Origin of the sequence: Rhizobium sp. ZW T2_16, assembly GCF_044987325.1 — a bacterium.
Classification (GTDB): domain Bacteria; phylum Pseudomonadota; class Alphaproteobacteria; order Rhizobiales; family Rhizobiaceae; genus Neorhizobium; species Neorhizobium cellulosilyticum.
Genome location: NZ_JBJDRG010000002.1, coordinates 283,308 through 299,163, shown reverse-complemented (window position 1 = coordinate 299,163; position 15,856 = coordinate 283,308). Strand labels below are relative to the sequence as shown.

General features: G+C 59.2%; 15 protein-coding genes. 7 read left to right on the top strand and 8 right to left on the bottom strand.

Annotated elements, in window-relative coordinates:
- The first annotated feature begins 11 nt into the window (after positions 1 to 11).
- The 5 genes from betB to ACI3K0_RS06885 all read left to right on the top strand — a co-directional run bounded on the left by betB (position 12) and on the right by ACI3K0_RS06885 (position 5,693).
- A complete protein-coding gene (betB, locus tag ACI3K0_RS06905; protein WP_404945153.1) occupies positions 12 to 1,475 on the top strand; it encodes a betaine-aldehyde dehydrogenase in 1,464 nt (487 codons plus the stop codon).
- Positions 1,475 to 1,963, top strand: a complete 489-nt coding sequence (locus tag ACI3K0_RS06900) for a barstar family protein (RefSeq protein WP_404945152.1) — start codon at positions 1,475 to 1,477, stop codon at positions 1,961 to 1,963. The genes betB and ACI3K0_RS06900 overlap by 1 nt, the downstream gene beginning before the upstream one ends.
- 35 nt (positions 1,964 to 1,998) lie before the next feature.
- A complete protein-coding gene (gene betA, locus ACI3K0_RS06895; protein WP_404945151.1) occupies positions 1,999 to 3,651 on the top strand; it encodes a choline dehydrogenase in 1,653 nt (550 codons plus the stop codon).
- Positions 3,652 to 3,744: 93 nt separating this feature from the next.
- Positions 3,745 to 5,304: a S8 family peptidase gene (locus tag ACI3K0_RS06890; protein WP_404945150.1), complete on the top strand. Its 1,560-nt coding sequence runs from the start codon at positions 3,745 to 3,747 to the stop codon at positions 5,302 to 5,304.
- A gap of 29 nt (positions 5,305 to 5,333) precedes the next feature.
- The gene (locus ACI3K0_RS06885; RefSeq protein WP_183822863.1) at positions 5,334 to 5,693 is read left to right on the top strand and encodes a hypothetical protein; all 360 of its coding nucleotides are present in this window, start codon (positions 5,334 to 5,336) and stop codon (positions 5,691 to 5,693) included.
- Between the two features lie 54 nt (positions 5,694 to 5,747).
- Here ACI3K0_RS06885 and ACI3K0_RS06880 read toward each other — a convergent pair whose 3' ends face one another.
- The 8 genes from ACI3K0_RS06880 to ACI3K0_RS06845 all read right to left on the bottom strand — a co-directional run bounded on the left by ACI3K0_RS06880 (position 5,748) and on the right by ACI3K0_RS06845 (position 13,690).
- Positions 5,748 to 7,115: a virulence factor family protein gene (locus ACI3K0_RS06880; protein WP_183822865.1), complete on the bottom strand. Its 1,368-nt coding sequence runs from the start codon at positions 7,113 to 7,115 to the stop codon at positions 5,748 to 5,750.
- Positions 7,112 to 8,089, bottom strand: a complete 978-nt coding sequence (locus ACI3K0_RS06875) for a GNAT family N-acetyltransferase (RefSeq protein ID WP_246435925.1) — start codon at positions 8,087 to 8,089, stop codon at positions 7,112 to 7,114. The genes ACI3K0_RS06880 and ACI3K0_RS06875 overlap by 4 nt, the downstream gene beginning before the upstream one ends.
- Before the next feature lie 404 nt (positions 8,090 to 8,493).
- Positions 8,494 to 9,531, bottom strand: a complete 1,038-nt coding sequence (locus tag ACI3K0_RS06870; protein ID WP_183822868.1) for a sulfate/molybdate ABC transporter ATP-binding protein — start codon at positions 9,529 to 9,531, stop codon at positions 8,494 to 8,496.
- Positions 9,532 to 9,543: 12 nt separating this feature from the next.
- Positions 9,544 to 10,404: a sulfate ABC transporter permease subunit CysW gene (cysW, locus tag ACI3K0_RS06865; RefSeq protein ID WP_148144026.1), complete on the bottom strand. Its 861-nt coding sequence runs from the start codon at positions 10,402 to 10,404 to the stop codon at positions 9,544 to 9,546.
- Positions 10,397 to 11,254, bottom strand: coding sequence for a sulfate ABC transporter permease subunit CysT (gene cysT / locus ACI3K0_RS06860; protein ID WP_183822870.1), 858 nt, complete (start codon positions 11,252 to 11,254; stop codon positions 10,397 to 10,399). Before cysT ends, cysW begins: the two co-directional genes overlap by 8 nt.
- Positions 11,255 to 11,342: 88 nt before the next feature.
- Positions 11,343 to 12,380, bottom strand: a complete 1,038-nt coding sequence (locus tag ACI3K0_RS06855) for a sulfate ABC transporter substrate-binding protein (RefSeq protein ID WP_183684984.1) — start codon at positions 12,378 to 12,380, stop codon at positions 11,343 to 11,345.
- A gap of 252 nt (positions 12,381 to 12,632) precedes the next feature.
- Positions 12,633 to 13,145: a GNAT family N-acetyltransferase gene (locus ACI3K0_RS06850; RefSeq protein WP_246435927.1), complete on the bottom strand. Its 513-nt coding sequence runs from the start codon at positions 13,143 to 13,145 to the stop codon at positions 12,633 to 12,635.
- Between the two features lie 80 nt (positions 13,146 to 13,225).
- A complete protein-coding gene (locus tag ACI3K0_RS06845) occupies positions 13,226 to 13,690 on the bottom strand; it encodes an Rrf2 family transcriptional regulator (RefSeq protein WP_183822872.1) in 465 nt (154 codons plus the stop codon).
- Between the two features lie 361 nt (positions 13,691 to 14,051).
- Between ACI3K0_RS06845 and ACI3K0_RS06840 the strand changes: the two genes are divergently transcribed.
- A complete protein-coding gene (locus ACI3K0_RS06840) occupies positions 14,052 to 14,849 on the top strand; it encodes a phosphoadenylyl-sulfate reductase (RefSeq protein WP_404945149.1) in 798 nt (265 codons plus the stop codon).
- A gap of 53 nt (positions 14,850 to 14,902) precedes the next feature.
- Complete coding sequence (gene cysD / locus ACI3K0_RS06835; RefSeq protein WP_148144031.1) at positions 14,903 to 15,856, top strand: sulfate adenylyltransferase subunit CysD; 954 nt, start codon at positions 14,903 to 14,905, stop codon at positions 15,854 to 15,856.

The following is a 15,856-nucleotide window of genomic DNA, read 5'->3' as shown; positions in this document are numbered from 1 at the left end:
GAGACAAGAGAATGAAAGCACAGCCGAAAGCCAGCCACTTCATCGACGGCGAATATGTGGAGGATACCGCAGGCAGCGTCATCGAGAGCCTTTACCCCGCCACCGGCGAGGTGATCGCAAGGCTGCATGCGGCAACGCCGGCGATTGTGGAAAAGGCGATCGCAGCGGCCAAACGCGCCCAGCCCGAATGGGCGGCAATGAGCCCGACGGCGCGCGGCCGAATCCTCAAGCGTGCCGCCGAAATCATGCGCGAGAGGAACCGCGAGCTTTCGGAACTCGAAACGCTCGATACCGGCAAGCCGATCCAGGAAACGATCGTCGCCGACCCGACTTCGGGTGCCGACAGCTTTGAATTTTTCGGCGGCGTGATCGCGGCGGGCATGAACGGCCAGTATATCCCGCTCGGCGGTGACTTTGCCTATACGAAACGAGTACCGCTCGGCGTCTGCGTCGGTATCGGTGCCTGGAACTATCCGCAGCAGATCGCCTGCTGGAAGGGCGCGCCGGCGCTTGCCGCCGGCAATGCCATGGTGTTCAAGCCGTCGGAAAACACGCCGCTCGGTGCACTGAAGATTGCCGAGATCCTGATCGAAGCCGGTCTGCCGAAAGGGCTTTACAACGTCATCCAGGGTGACGGCAAGACCGGGCCGCTGCTGGTCAACCACCCGGATATCGCAAAGGTTTCGCTCACCGGCTCGGTGCCGACGGGGCGCAAGGTGGCGGCCGCCGCCGCCGGCCAGCTCAAGCATGTGACGATGGAGCTTGGCGGAAAATCGCCGCTGATCGTGTTCGACGATGCGGATATCGACAGCGCCATCGGCGGGGCGATGCTCGGCAACTTCTATTCGACCGGACAGGTCTGCTCCAACGGCACCCGCGTTTTCGTGCAACGCAAGGTGAAGGACCAGTTCCTGTCACGGCTGAAGGAGAGGACGGAAAAGATCGTCATAGGTGAGCCGATGGATGAGGCGACCCAGATGGGGCCGTTGATCTCCTTCGACCAGCGGCAGAAGGTCTTGGGCTATATAGACAAGGGCAAGGCGGAAGGCGCCACGCTCCTGACCGGCGGCGGCATTCCCAACGATGTGACGGGTGAAGGCTACTACATCCAGCCGACCGTGTTTGCCGACGTGACCGACGAGATGACCATCGCCCGCGAGGAGATTTTCGGGCCGGTCATGTGCGTGCTCGATTTCGACGATGAGGACGAAGTGATCACGCGAGCCAATGCGACAGAATTCGGCCTGTCGGCCGGCGTGTTCACCGCTGACCTTTCGCGCGGGCACCGGGTGGTGGATCAGCTGGAAGCCGGGACCTTGTGGATCAATACCTACAATCTCTGCCCGGTGGAAATTCCCTTCGGCGGATCGAAGCAGTCCGGTTTCGGGCGGGAAAACTCGCTTGCGGCGCTGGAGCATTATTCGGAGCTGAAGACGGTCTATGTGGGAATGGGCAAGGTCGAGGCGCCGTATTGATGGCCAAAGCGGCTACCGATTTTGCATCTTTCCTGACTTCGGTGAATCCGCCTTACGTTCATCGCATCCTGGCAGAAAAGACCGAGTTAGAACAAGCTGTTCGCGATGCCGAAATCAGCCATCTATTTGAAGTCGAATTGGGCCATTGCAGCAGCCTCTCCGACGCCTTTCGGTCTTTCATGACAGGATTGTCCCTGCCATACCGAAATCTCAATACGGATGCATTTGTCGACGTCATGAGAGATCTGCATCCGATAAATCCCAAGGGTGCATTTGTCGTCATACTCTCTCAGGCAGATCTTTTCCTTCGCCGTAATACATCAGGCTTCGAAGAGCTAACCAGCCTTTTAAATTCTATTGGATCGGAATGGGCAAAAGCCATCGCGCATGGGTCGCAATTTGACAGGCCATCGGTAGCTTTTCATGTTCTTGTGCCCGTCTCCAGCAGCATCAGGCTGCCCCTTCCCGCAGCCGATTATCCACTCTGATACCGCCGGCCAAAATCCCAAAACTGGACTTGACCATGCAAAACGCAGATTTCGTCATCATCGGTTCCGGCTCGGCAGGGTCTGCCATGGCTTACCGCCTCTCGGAAGATGGCAGGCATTCGGTGATCGTGATCGAGGCCGGTGGGTCGGACTATGGTCCGTTCATCCAGATGCCGGCAGCGCTGGCATGGCCGATGAGCATGAAGCGGTACAATTGGGGTTATCTCTCCGAACCCGAACCCAATCTCAACAACCGCCGCATCACCGCGCCGCGCGGCAAGGTTCTGGGCGGTTCATCCTCGATCAACGGGCTGGTTTACGTGCGCGGCCATGCGGAGGATTACAACCGTTGGGAGGAGCTTGGCGCGCGAGGCTGGTCCTATGCCGACGTGCTGCCCTACTTCAAGCGGATGGAGCACAGCCATGGGGGAGAAGAAGGCTGGCGTGGTACCGACGGGCCTTTGCATGTGCAGCGCGGGCCAGTGAAGAACCCGCTCTTTCATGCCTTCATCCGGGCGGGTGCCGAGGCAGGCTTCGAAACGACCGAGGATTATAACGGCTCGAAACAGGAGGGTTTCGGGCTGATGGAACAGACGATCCATCAGGGCCGCCGCTGGTCTGCCGCCAATGCCTATCTGCGGCCAGCGATGAAGCGGAAGAATGTCGAGATCGTCTATGGTCTGGCGCAGAAGATCGTCATCGAGAATGGACGAGCGACCGGTGTCGAGGTGTTGCGGCGCGGCGTGCCGGAAGTCGTTAAAGCCAATCGCGAGGTGATCGTGGCAGCCTCGTCGTTCAACTCGCCCAAGCTTCTGATGCTGTCAGGTATCGGGCCTGCGGCGCACTTGAAGGACATGGGTATCGAGGTGAAGGTTGACCGCCCGGGCGTCGGCGCCAATCTTCAGGACCATATGGAATTCTATTTCCAGCAGGTCTCGACCAAGCCGGTTTCGCTCTACTCCTGGCTGCCGTGGTTCTGGCAGGGGGTGGCGGGGGCGCAATGGGTGCTGTCCAAGGGCGGCCTTGGCGCCTCCAACCAGTTCGAAGCCTGCGCCTTCCTGCGCTCGCAGGCCGGCTTGAAGCAACCGGATATCCAGTATCATTTCCTGCCGGTGGCGATTTCCTACGATGGGAAAGCTGCCGCCAAGAGCCATGGCTTTCAGGCGCATGTCGGCTACAATCTTTCTAAATCGCGTGGCAACGTAACCCTTCGTTCGGCGGATCCGAAGGATGATCCGGTCATTCGCTTCAACTACATGAGCCATGAGGAAGACTGGATCAAATTCCGCCATTGCGTGCGGCTGACGCGCGAAATTTTCAACCAGAAAGCATTCGACGACTATCGCGGACCGGAAATCCAGCCCGGTGAAAACCTGCAGTCGGATGACGAGATCGACGCTTTCCTGCGCGAGCATCTGGAAAGCGCCTACCATCCCTGCGGCACCTGCCGGATGGGAAGCGCTGACGACCGACAAGCTGTCGTCGATGCGGAATGTCGCGTCATCGGAGTGGAAGGCTTGAGGGTCGCGGACAGTTCGATCTTCCCGCACATCACATATGGCAATCTCAACGGGCCTTCGATCATGACCGGCGAGAAGGCGGCAGATCATATCCTCGGAAAAGTTCCCCTGCCCCGGAGCAATCAAGAGCCCTGGGTCAATCCGCGGGCAGCACTCAGCGACCGCTGATGCAACCCGTCTCACCCTTTGGTTGCGCAGGAAATTGTTGCAATCTTAAATAGCGATAATATTCTCGCCTCAGTCAAAAGTTGGGGGCGAATCATGATGAGCAGGATCCTGGCGCTGGCGCCGGAAGAGTTTGTGCGTGCGCTTGCAAAGCAGTCGTCCGTCTGGCGCGGAAGCGGCGGTTTTGCAGGAAAACGCCACCGGCGAGATCTCAGAAGGCGCTGGATCCGCCTTTACAAGAACAAGCGCGGCATCCAGTCGCTTGCCCGGTACAGTCGCCCGGAGATTGGTGGGCTTACTGCGGATATCGAGGTGTCGCCCAAATCGTCCGTGATCATTCTCCTTCCGGACAATCGCTATCTGGACGAACAGAGCGACAAGGCCGGTCCGGGTTCCGAGAACAAAATCATCTTGCCGCAAACGAGCCAGACGGATTCCCGCAAACAATTGCGGCGGCTGATGCATGTGGCGATGACGTCCCGATCGCAAACGACACTGGATCTCATCAACGCCTCCAACACCTATCGGCAGGCTCTGCCCGCGGTTGCGCGGGTTAGCCGCGGCGAGCGACTGTTTCTGCGCGGGGTCTATCTCGAAGCGCTGGGAGCGGTGATCCTGCCTCGACTGGAACAGCCGATGATCGATATCCTCGAGGAACAGGGCGTCGAGGTCGTTCCAAACTCGGAAATCCTGGTGCATCCGCCGGAGATCCGGGAGTTGCAAACTTCACCCGACTTCTGGCACCGTCGCATTCTTCCCAATCGAGGCGAGCTTCCCCAGGCATACCGGGGCAACGGCATCTCCATCGGCCTTCTGGACACAGGCATCGATGTCGATCATCCTGAATTTTCACACAGGAAAGGCGACCATATCGTCTACCGGCAGTTCGACCTCAACGGCGTCGAAGTGCCGGGCGCAAGCCCGCGGGATTTCGGCAGCCACGGAACACATGTGGCAGGCATATGCGCCGGCCAGAACGCCGGCATATCACCGCAGGTCCATCTCTCGGTTGCGGCCGTGCTGACGGAGCAGTCGGAGAACGGGGGATTGCGAGGTTACTTTGCGCAGTTGCTTGGCGGCCTGAACTGGCTCGTCAACGAAGCAGGCCCTCAAGGCGACGGCGTCCAGATCGTCAACGCATCGCTCGGCACACGAAACCTGACCCGAGAGGATATCAGCAGCCTTTACAAGGCGATCGGCAACGCTGCAGACCAGGGCGCGGTGGTCGTGGCGGCAATCGGCAACAACGGCAACCTGGGTATGGGCAACCATTGCTTTCCCGCCAAGCTTGAGCATGTCGTCGCCGTCGGGGCGATCGACAGGGACGATCGTGTCGCCGCCTTCAGCGACTGGGGGTATTCCTACGGCGATACAGCGCGGCAAGCCCCGAGCAAACCGAATATCGTAGGACCGGGCGTGGATATACACAGTGCTCTGGCCGGCGGCGGCTACGCCTCCATGAACGGCAGCTCGCTCTCGGCGCCATGTATTTCATCAGCTCTGGCGCTCATTCTTGAGAAGTATCCGGAACTCACCGGCCAGCCTCGACGTTTGACGGAAACGCTGATGGAGTTTACTAGATGTAATCAAAATTGGGCCAATATTGTCCCAAGAGTGGGGCGTGGCTGCATTGACCTGGAAGGCCTGCTGCCATGACGCCGGCTCTTCCATCGAAAGGACTGACCATGCTGAATGCCAGAGTCAGGAATATCGTTTCGAGCTCGTCGCCGCAGGACTCGATCGTTTTCATCGTCGAAGTGAATGCCGATCAGGAAATGTCTCAGGCCCGAGAGATATCGGATATCATGGCCCGCAAGGCGGCCTTGCGGGACGTTTCGTTGCGCGCCAAGGCACCGGTCATTGACGCCTTGAATGCCTATGAGCCCCTCGGACTGAAAGTCGTCAACCCCATGAACGGTTCGCTGCAATTGATCGCCCAGGGACCCGCAGCCGCCTGGGAACAGGCGATCGGCGAACATTCGGACCTGTTCGACGGAAAGCAGGTCGATCTCCTGCCCAACGAAGCAAGCTTCGCGGCGATCTAAAGCACGCCGCGATCTTTCCGTTTCGCTTGCCGTGGCAACAACCGAATTTCACTGTCACATCACTGATAGAAGCTGGCTCAGTCGATCAATGATGAGTTGATTGAGTGCGCGGTAATCTCCGTCGAAATGATGACCACCCTTGCGCGGGTGTATGTCGACACCCGGGATTTCACCCACATCCGGGCAGGCCGTATCTTCTTCCTCAAGCCCATAGACGCACTGGATCTTAAGAGGCTCGATCGCTCTTAAGTCATCCACCGGGTCACCATGCTTGCCGGCACCGGCATAACCGAGCCATCCGGTGACGGCGATTTCGAAATCGGCCTGATGCGACAGTGCCAGCAGCGACATGAGACGAACTGCCTCCTGGTCATCTTTCGCCAACAGCCGGTAAGTGGCGGGCAGAATGTTGGCGCCGAAGGAATAGCCGATCAGAACGACATTCTCGACATTCCAGCGCTGGCGGTAGGTGGCGATGATGCGGGAAAGGTCGGCTGCCGTCTGTGCCGGCGTCTTTTCGTTCCAGAAATAGCGCAGGGCATCGACGCCGACGACCGGGATTCCCTCGTCCTTCAGATATGCCGCGAGTTTCTGGTCGATATCACGCCAGCCGCCGTCACCGGAATAGATGATCGCCATCGTATTGCGGCGCGGCGCGGCCTCGATCGGCACAATCGGAAGGTCCAGCGGAGAACCGGTGGCCTCAGCGGCTGTCATCACGCTGCGTGAAACTGCAAGCAAAGCTTCCTCGGAAGCCTCGTCATCCGCAGTCACCTCGATGTCGGGGTGGGTGCGTTTCAGATCTTCGACATGCTCGCGCCCCGCCTTTGCGGCTTCGGGCGTGAATACGACGTCGATATCGTTCGGCAGCTCGCCTTCGGTCAGGCCATAGCGCATACCGCCATCGACCTGATTTTTCGGCGCCGGCGTGCAGAGTATTTTCGACAGGGCGATCGACGGATCCGGGTCGACCGCCAGCGTCGCGCCGATGGTGGAGAACGGTGTCTGGGCGGCAATCGCCAGAGCCAGCGATCCGCCGGCGCCGATGCCTGCCACCAGCGGAGCGCGATAGGTCGTCATGTCCCGATCGCGATGGATCTGGCGGCTCAGTTCCTCGATATCGGAGACGAGATAGAGGCAGTCCCGCTTCTCTTCGCCAAGCCCGGCATAATAGTCGGGCAGATCGACGCCGACGACTACAGCACCATCGGCTGTCAGCGCATCCGACATGCGGTCTTCTTCGCGGCCCCAGCCATCGGCGTCCGACAGAAGCACGACGATGCCTTTTTCCTGCACCTGCGGATCGCTGATGCGGGAGGTCGGCAGGCTGACGATTTCATTCTGAGCGAACTGCATGTGATAGAGTTCAACGGCACCGGCAACCAGCGTGAGCGCTGCAACGATAACCGGCAAAGCCCTCATCTGCGCAAAATCCCGCGCAACCCGCCGCCGATCAGCATCGTTACATCGAAGATGGAAGCGAGCGGAAGACCGCGGCCCGAAACGACGAGATAACGCGGCTGCCAGACCGGATCGAACTTCGACTTGAAAGCCTGCACGCCGCGGAAATTATAGAAACGCTCGCCGAATTCGAAGATCTCCCGGCCGAGCCGGTTCCACAGCGGCGCGTAGTGATGATCCGCCAGGCCCGCGAGAGGGGCCATGCCGAGATTGAGCGTGCGGAAACCCCGCGCCTTCATATGCTCCATGATGCGCACGAAGAGCAGATCCATCATGCCGCGATGCGTCTCGGGAATGTGACGCATAAGGTCGATGAAGGCATCGCCATGCTGGCCGGCTTCGAGAATGTTTGCGAAAGCGACGATGCGCCCTTCCAAGCGGATGATCGCCACCGGGCATGCCTTGACATAGGCGAGGTCGAATGTGCCGAGCGAAAAACCCTTCTCCGAGGCGTTGTGCGAGGCCAGCCAGGCACGCGAAACCGAGAGCAGCTCGTCTATGACCTCGGGCACCTCATCGGGTGAAAGCATGGAGAATTCCAGCCCGTCGCGTTCGGCGCGATTGATCGAGCGGCGCAGTTTCAGCCAGGCACCGCCCTTGAGGTCGAAACGGGTCAGGTCTACCACTGCCTGCTCGCCGAGCTTGTACGGACGCAGGCCGCAATCAAAGGCGTGCGGCAGGAAAGCTTTCGAAACCTGATAGAAGACCGGTCGGCTGCCTTGATGACGCGCCGTCGCCATGAACTTTTCAAGCAGGTTTGGCCACAGTTCCTGCGGGCCGACAGGATCGAACAGCGCGACCAGCGAGTGGCCGTGCCGGGCATACATGACAAACGCCTGCTCGCAATCGGAAAACAGGATCTGCTTGTCTCCAAGCCGGACAAGGCCAGCGCTGGCATTCGGCTGGTTTGCAAGGATGGCCAGCGCCTTCGCCATATCTTCCGGCGGAGGGCCTTGCCGAAGGGTGCGCCCTCTGGATTGCGCTTGGCCAGCGCCACGCAAAAAGCGCCCGAACAATGGCTGACGAGATGCCGAAACTGTATCGACTACAGCTGGGGATAGCAGCTCATGCTGCTTCGGTTGGCAGGTTTCATCGACATGAGCCGACATTTTAAGCCTATTAAAGACGTTGAACCGCAATTGCCTTAGCGTATTTGTATTTATCGAATCTTACGCCTTAAAGATGTAGCGGCTGCGACACATGAGCCGGATATACAAACCGATGCGGGCAAGACGACAGACGAAGCTTGGATGGAATAGTATTCCAGCCTCTCCTTGATCTTCGGACAGGGCTGGAACATCAACAAGCTCACGGACTCCGAGCGTAAACCGTCCGGCAGTTACTTGGTAAAGATCTTCCAGCGGGTCGGGCGGAAACGGGCTTCCGAACCAAGCTCGATCGGAGCATGCAATGGCACCTCCACTTCGACATGGAACGGATCGTGGCCGTTGTTGGCGATGTCGATCTCGGCAATACGGGTGCCGGCGAGACGGCGACAGGCAGTAACCTTGCCGAACAATGCGTCCTTCTCGTCGGTCAGGACCACGTCTTCCGGGCGGAAGAACAGGTCTCCGGCCGCATCGGTCTTTTCCGAAATGCCGATCGGCTCGCCCTGGAACAGAACCGTACCATTCTTCACCTCGACCGGCAGATGCGAGGATTCGCCGATGAAGGAGAAGACGAAAGGCGACTGCGGGCGGTCGTAGACATCATCCGCTGAACCGACCTGCTCGATCTTGCCCTGGCTCATGACGACAACACGGTCGGCAAGTTCAAGCGCTTCTTCCTGGTCGTGGGTGACGAACACGGTCGTGTGGCCGGTGCGGTCGTGGAATTCGCGCAGCCAGCGGCGCAGTTCCTTCCTGACCTTGGCATCGAGCGCGCCGAAAGGCTCGTCGAGCAGAAGGATGCGGGGTTCGATCGCCATGGCACGGGCAAGCGCCACGCGCTGGCGCTGACCGCCGGAAAGCTGGTTGGGATAGCGATTTTCAAGACCCGAGAGCTGCACCATGTCGAGCAGGTCGGAAACCCGCTTTTTGATCTCGCTTTTCGGCGGGCGGCTGGCGGACGGACGGACCTTGAGTCCGAAGCCGATATTCTGTGCCACGGTCATGTGACGGAACAGCGCGTAATGCTGGAAAACGAAGCCGACATTTCGCTCCTGGACCGAATGGCGGGAGGCATCTTCCTCACCAAAGAAAATCTGGCCGGCAGTCGGGAAATCCAGGCCGGCGATCAGGCGAAGCAGTGTCGTCTTGCCGGAACCGGACGGGCCGAGCAGCGCGATCAATTCACCCGAAGCGATATTGAGCGATACGTCATTCAGCGCGGCGAAACGGTCGAATTCCTTGCGGATATTGTTGATTTTGACTTCCATACGCGGGGTATCCTAGTGCCGGCCGCCGGCGGCGCCGGCACCGAACCGAAGTTCGAGAAAGGTTTTCAAAGCGAGCGTGACGAGTGCCAGAAGAGCCAGCAGGGATGCCACCGCAAAGGCGGCGACCATGTTGTACTCATTATAGAGGATCTCGACATGCAGCGGCATGGTGTTGGTGAGGCCGCGGATACGGCCGGAAACGACTGAGACGGCGCCGAACTCACCCATAGCGCGGGCGTTACAGAGCAGCACGCCGTAAAGTAGGCCCCATTTGATATTGGGCAGCGTCACATACCAGAACGTCTGCCAGCCGGACGCGCCCAGAGACAGTGCCGCCTCCTCATCGCCGGTGCCCTGGTCCTGCATCAGCGGGATCAGTTCGCGCGCAACAAAGGGGAAGGTGACGAAGACGGTCGCAAGCACGATGCCGGGCACGGCAAACAGGATCTCGATGCCATAGCTTTTCAGCCAGGGGCCGAGAAGGCTGCCGCTGCCAAAGAGAAGAACATAGACCAGACCGGAGATGACCGGCGAGATCGAAAACGGCAGATCGATCAGGGTGATCAGAAACGCCTTGCCCTTGAACTCGAACTTGGCGATCGCCCAGGAGGCGGCCAGACCGAAGACGAGATTGAGTGGCACGGCGATGGCAGCCACGATCAGAGTCAGCCGGATCGCTGCCCAGGCATCGGGTTCCAGCAACGCCTCCTCGTAGGTGACCCATCCTTCGCGAAAGGCTTCGTAGAAAACCGACACAAGCGGGAGGAACAGGAAGAAGGCGAGGAAGACGAGCGTCAGGGCGACGAGGATCAGCTTGGTGGAGAAGCTTTCGTCAGCCGGGTTACGGAAGGAGATACGGCGATTATCAGACATTGCCATATCTCCTGCGGCTCCAGGCCTGGATGAGGTTGATCACCAGAAGCATGGCAAAGGAGATCAGAAGCATGATCGTGGCGATGGCGGTCGCGCCGGCATAGTTGAATTCTTCCAGCCGGATGACGATCAGCAGCGGTGCGATTTCAGACACGTAAGGGATGTTACCGGCGATGAAGATGACCGAGCCGTATTCTCCGACACCGCGCGCGAAGGCGAGCGCAAAGCCTGTGAGAAGGGCTGGCGTAAGACCGGGCAGAAGCACGTTGAAGATCGTCTGGAACCGGTTGGCGCCAAGCGTGGCAGCCGCCTCTTCCACCTCCTTGTCGATCTCTTCCATGATCGGCTGCACGGTGCGCACGACGAAGGGAAGACCGATGAAGATCAGCGCGATGACGATGCCGATCGGCGTGAAAGCGATGCGGAAGGGCATGAACAGCGAGCCGATCCAGCCATTCGGCGCATAAAGCGAGGCAAACGCGATACCGGCAACAGCCGTCGGAAGGGCGAAGGGCAGATCGACCATCGCATCGATCAGCCGGCGCCCGGGAAACCGATAACGGGTGAGCACCCAGGCGAGCAGCGTGCCGAAGACGACATTGATCACTGCCGCGATAAAGGCCGTGCCGAAGGATACATAAAGAGCCCGGATCGTCCGTTCATCGGAGAAGATGGCAAAAAAGCCCGACCAGCCGAGTTCGGCCGTGCGCCAGAGCAGGCCGGCGATGGGGATGAGAATGATCAGCGACAGGTAGGCGAGCGAAAAGCCGAGCGTCAACCCGAAACCCGGGATGATGCTCGGCTGTTTCAATCTCCAGCCCGCCGTGGAAACGGTAGCGGATGCGGTCATGCTTGGTTCCGAATTCTACGTTCAGGCCCGACATGGCAACGGTGCGGCAACAAACTACCGCACCGTGCCTCCAGTGTCACTTGAGTGATTATTTGGCGCCGGGCTTGTAGATCTGGTCGAAAATGCCGCCATCACCAAAGTGCTCCGGCTGCGCCTTCTTCCAGCCGCCGAAGAGCGGATCGTCAATGGTGACGAGCTTGATCGGAGGCAGCTGTTTCAACAGTTCCGGCTTCACCACTTCCGGCTTGGACGGACGATAGAAGTGCTTGGCCGCGATGTTCTGGCCTTCGTCGGAATAAAGATATTGGAGATAGGCTTCGGCGACCTTGCGGGTGCCCTTGGCGTCGACATTGGCATCGACGACTGCGACCGGCGGTTCGGCGAGGATGGAGATCGGCGGCACGACGATGTCGAACGCATCCTTGCCGAATTCCTCACCGGCCAGATAGGCCTCGTTTTCCCAGGCGAGCAGAACGTCGCCGATCTGGCGCTGGGCAAAGGTGACGGTGGATCCGCGGGCACCGGTATCGAGAACCGGAGCGCGCTTGTAGAGATCGCCGATATAGGCCTTGATCTTGTCCTGATCGCCCTTGAATTCTTCATTGGCCCAGGCCCAGGCAGCCAGATAGTTCCAGCGGGCGCCACCTGATGTTTTCGGGTTCGGCGTGACGATCTGCACGTCGCCCTTCACCAGATCGCCCCAGTTCTTGATGCCCTTCGGATTACCCTTGCGAACGAGGAAGACGATCGTCGAGGTGTAGGGCGAAGCGTTGTTGGGCAGGCGGGTGCGCCAGTCTTCCTTGATTTTGCCGGTCTTCTGGATGGCATTGATATCGCTCTCCAGCGCCAGCGTCACGACATCGGCCTCAAGGCCATCGATCACAGAGCGGGCCTGCGCGCCGGAGCCGCCATGCGACTGACGGATTGTGACATCCTCACCACCTTCCGCCTTCCAGTGCTTGGCAAAGGCGGCGTTGAAATCCTTATAGAGCTCGCGTGTTGGATCGTAGGACACGTTCAGAAGCTGGCTCGCGGCAAAGGCCGGCGCTATGCTTCCTGCAGCGAGCGTCACGCCGAGCGCAACCACTGCCAGCCGCTTTCCAATCCCATCGGTGAAGTTCAGCATAGAGTCTCTCCTGTGATCCTTGTCCCATGACCAGTGTCCCGTGATCATCGGGCCATTTGATATGGGCTAAACTCTATCGGTCAGGTCGTCTTAGTCAATTCACGGCGAAAAGAAGGCAAAACTGTTTCCCTCGGGCGGGTTCGCGCGACAAAGAATGCGTTCCATGAGCATCAGTTCACAGAACAGCAGCATCGGGAAAACACCGAACGGCAAAAACGCAATCCGGCCGAAATTCGTTCCAGAGGCTCGATTTCAACCCGGCGGAGAGTCGCGCCTGAGGAAAATCTCCGTATGGCCAACCGCTTTGGGCACGTCTCGAAAGGGTGGGCAGAAGTCGAAACCGCAGGCGCGATAGATCGAGATAGCATCGGTCATATAGATGGTGGTGTGCGCCAGCAGCGTGCTCTTCCGACGCGCTTCGACAGCATGGATGACCGCCCGCATCATTGCGCCGCCGATGCCTCTTTGCCGGAAATCGGGGCCCACGTAGAATTTGTGAAGTTCGTCGGCCGTATCGTCGAAGATGGAAAATGCCAAACATCCCGCCGGCTGGCCATCCCATGATGCCAGCAACATTCCTGTCCCCGATTGCGCGTAACGCCGGGCAAGGCTTGCCGCAGTCTCACCGTGATAAAGATCCGTCACCAGTTGAGGATCGACGCCATGGGTCGCGGCCATGGCGATATCCCAATCCGCCAGTTCCCGGCACAGCGCCGCGGCGATCTCGAAGTCCTTCGGTGATTTTGCGATGGACACAGAAAACATGCCAGCCTCTCGACAAGGAGAGTACATTAGCATGCCCTGCTGCACGTAGGCAGACGCCAATATCAATTAAGCAAGAGGGCTTACGCCGTCAGAAGCTCTCTCACCTGAGCTGGCTTCTGTGTACCTTCGCCTGCCCCCTCGATCGCATCGGCAATCGTGGTGTTGAACAGAACGTCGCGGGTGGCGTCGGCTACACGGGCGAAGACATGGCGGATTTCGCACAGGTGTTCGCCATCGCAATCATCGCATTTGCGATAGGCGGTTTGCGACAAGCAGGGAAGCGGAGCGATCGGCCCGTCGACAAGCCGCAGGACTTCACCGAAGGAGATTGCGTCGGCGGGCTTCAGCAGTAGATATCCACCCTGCTTGCCACGGCGGCTCATGACGATGCCGGAGCGTTTCAGGTCGAGCAGGATCTGTTCCAGAAATTTCTTCGGAATGGACTGCTGGACCGCGATCTCCGAGATCAGCATCGGCTCATCCGGGTCGGCCTGCGCCAGAGCAGCCAAGGCTCGAAGCGCATATTTCGCTTTCTGGGATATCATCACGCAACCATCAACAGCAACGCCGCCGCGAGGCTTTTTTGCCCTCACGTCGCCGCTTCACACTTCGTATCCCTGCGCCTCGCGAATATCTTGGATGCGACATCCGCGGTCGCGTTCGTGCACACGGCTATGCCGCATTGCACACTCCGTTCTGGAGTACCGCAAACATGCAGAAAATACAAACCTATGCGGGCATCTGCTGCCGTAAAAACAGTCACATTTGGTTAAGGCGGCAGGTTTTCTGTGTAGGCCCGGCTTTCTAGAGATATTTGCTCCCCAGAACCGGCGGAAGAAACGGCTTTTCCTGTCATCAGCCCCTGCAAGTCGCAATACTACAGCACTTGCTGATGAAAGAAGAACCATGACCTCGCATGATGTGATTGAGCGTACCGCGTATGCAGAAGGCAACGAGAGCCTCGCCGAAGAATTGAACGCCAGACTTGCAAGCCTCGATCTTGCCGGCCGTCTTTCCGCTGCTGCCGAACTTGGCCACGCCGTTTTCACCACCTCGCTTGGAATAGAAGACCAGGTCATCACCGCCGCGATCGGTACGCATCGCCTTCCGATCGAAGTTTCCACGCTGGAAACCGGACGCCTGTTTCAGGAAACGGTCGCGCTCATCTCGGAAACTGAGGAACGTTACGACATGACGATCCGGCGGTTCTATCCTGAACAGGACGATATCGATGCCTATGCCGCGAAATACGGCTTGAACGGTTTCTACGACAGTATCGAAGCACGTCACGCCTGCTGTCATGTGCGCAAGCTGATCCCGCTCGCCAAGGCGCTTTCGCAAGCGCAGGTGTGGGTGACCGGCTTGCGCCGCGGCCAGTCCGGCAATCGCGCCACCACGCCTTTTGCCGAATATGATGCCGAACGCGGCCTCATCAAGGTCAACCCGCTGGCCGACTGGGATATCGACACGATCAATGCCCATGTGACGGCTGAGCATATCCCGGTCAACCCGCTGCATGCCCGCGGTTACCCCTCCATCGGCTGCGAGCCCTGTACCCGCGCCATCAAGCCCGGCGAGCCTGAACGCGCCGGACGATGGTGGTGGGAAAACGACGAGAAACGCGAATGCGGACTGCATGTCCCGGAAAGCGCGTCTCAGCCGATACCGGCTTCAGCACCGCTCGCGAGTTCCATCGCCCGCTGAGGCCCAAATCCCCACTCTTTGTGTGTAACATTCAAAATCTACCGGAGACCGAAATGTCCCTGTCTGCACAGGAAACGGAAATCAGGAACCCACCCGTTTCCCGCCCGCCGCTCGATCCGCATCTGAAAGCCCTCGAAAACGAAGCGATCCATATCTTTCGCGAGGTTGCCGCGGAGTTCGAAAACCCGGTCATGCTCTATTCGATCGGCAAGGATTCATCCGTGCTGCTGCATCTGGCACGCAAGGCTTTCTTCCCCGGCCGCGTCCCCTTCCCGCTTCTGCATGTCGACACGACCTGGAAGTTCAAGGAGATGATCGAGTTTCGCGACCAGATCGCCGAAAAATACGACCTCGATCTCGTGGTCCATACCAACAAGCGCGGTGCCGAAGAAAACATCACGCCGTTTACCCACGGATCGGCCTTCTATACCGACGTGATGAAGACGGAAGCGTTGAAGCAGGCACTCGATGCAGGCGGCTATGATGCGGCCTTCGGCGGCGCCCGTCGCGACGAGGAAGCCTCCCGCGCCAAGGAACGCATCTATTCCTTCCGGACGCCGGACCACAAATGGGACCCGCGCAACCAGCGGCCGGAACTTTGGAACATCTATAACGGCATGATCAAAAAGGGAGAGAGCGTTCGCGCCTTCCCGCTGTCGAACTGGACCGAGGTCGATATCTGGCGATACATCCAGGCGGAAGACATTCCGCTCGTGCCGCTCTATTACGCCGCCGAGCGCCCCTATGTGGAGCGCGACGGGATGATGATCCTGGCGGAAGATCCGCGGCTGGAACTCCAGCCCGGCGAAGAAATCCAGCACGGCATGATCCGCTTCCGCACGCTCGGCTGCTTTCCACTCACCGGTGCGATCCGCTCGACGGCGTCCAACCTGGAAGAGGTGATCGCGGAACTGGAAATCGCAACCGTTTCCGAACGACAGGGCCGCGCCATCGACCGCGACCAGTCCGGCTCCATGGAAAAGAAGAAGCGCGAGGGATATTTCTAA

Bases quoted from the DNA above. Each gene is read 5' to 3' on its own strand.
- betA (WP_404945151.1), top strand. From the start codon at position 1,999: ATGCAAAACGCAGATTTCGTCATCATCGGTTCCGGCTCGGCAGGGTCT.
- ACI3K0_RS06900 (WP_404945152.1), top strand. From the start codon at position 1,475: ATGGCCAAAGCGGCTACCGATTTTGCATCTTTCCTGACTTCGGTGAAT.
- betB (WP_404945153.1), top strand. From the start codon at position 12: ATGAAAGCACAGCCGAAAGCCAGCCACTTCATCGACGGCGAATATGTG.
- ACI3K0_RS06845 (WP_183822872.1), bottom strand. From the start codon at position 13,690: ATGATATCCCAGAAAGCGAAATATGCGCTTCGAGCCTTGGCTGCTCTG.
- ACI3K0_RS06855 (WP_183684984.1), bottom strand. From the start codon at position 12,380: ATGCTGAACTTCACCGATGGGATTGGAAAGCGGCTGGCAGTGGTTGCG.
- cysW (WP_148144026.1), bottom strand. From the start codon at position 10,404: ATGTCTGATAATCGCCGTATCTCCTTCCGTAACCCGGCTGACGAAAGC.
- cysT (WP_183822870.1), bottom strand. From the start codon at position 11,254: ATGACCGCATCCGCTACCGTTTCCACGGCGGGCTGGAGATTGAAACAG.
- ACI3K0_RS06850 (WP_246435927.1), bottom strand. From the start codon at position 13,145: ATGTTTTCTGTGTCCATCGCAAAATCACCGAAGGACTTCGAGATCGCC.
- ACI3K0_RS06840 (WP_404945149.1), top strand. From the start codon at position 14,052: ATGACCTCGCATGATGTGATTGAGCGTACCGCGTATGCAGAAGGCAAC.
- ACI3K0_RS06890 (WP_404945150.1), top strand. From the start codon at position 3,745: ATGATGAGCAGGATCCTGGCGCTGGCGCCGGAAGAGTTTGTGCGTGCG.
- ACI3K0_RS06880 (WP_183822865.1), bottom strand. From the start codon at position 7,115: ATGAGGGCTTTGCCGGTTATCGTTGCAGCGCTCACGCTGGTTGCCGGT.
- ACI3K0_RS06870 (WP_183822868.1), bottom strand. From the start codon at position 9,531: ATGGAAGTCAAAATCAACAATATCCGCAAGGAATTCGACCGTTTCGCC.
- ACI3K0_RS06885 (WP_183822863.1), top strand. From the start codon at position 5,334: ATGCTGAATGCCAGAGTCAGGAATATCGTTTCGAGCTCGTCGCCGCAG.
- ACI3K0_RS06875 (WP_246435925.1), bottom strand. From the start codon at position 8,089: ATGGCGAAGGCGCTGGCCATCCTTGCAAACCAGCCGAATGCCAGCGCT.
- cysD (WP_148144031.1), top strand. From the start codon at position 14,903: ATGTCCCTGTCTGCACAGGAAACGGAAATCAGGAACCCACCCGTTTCC.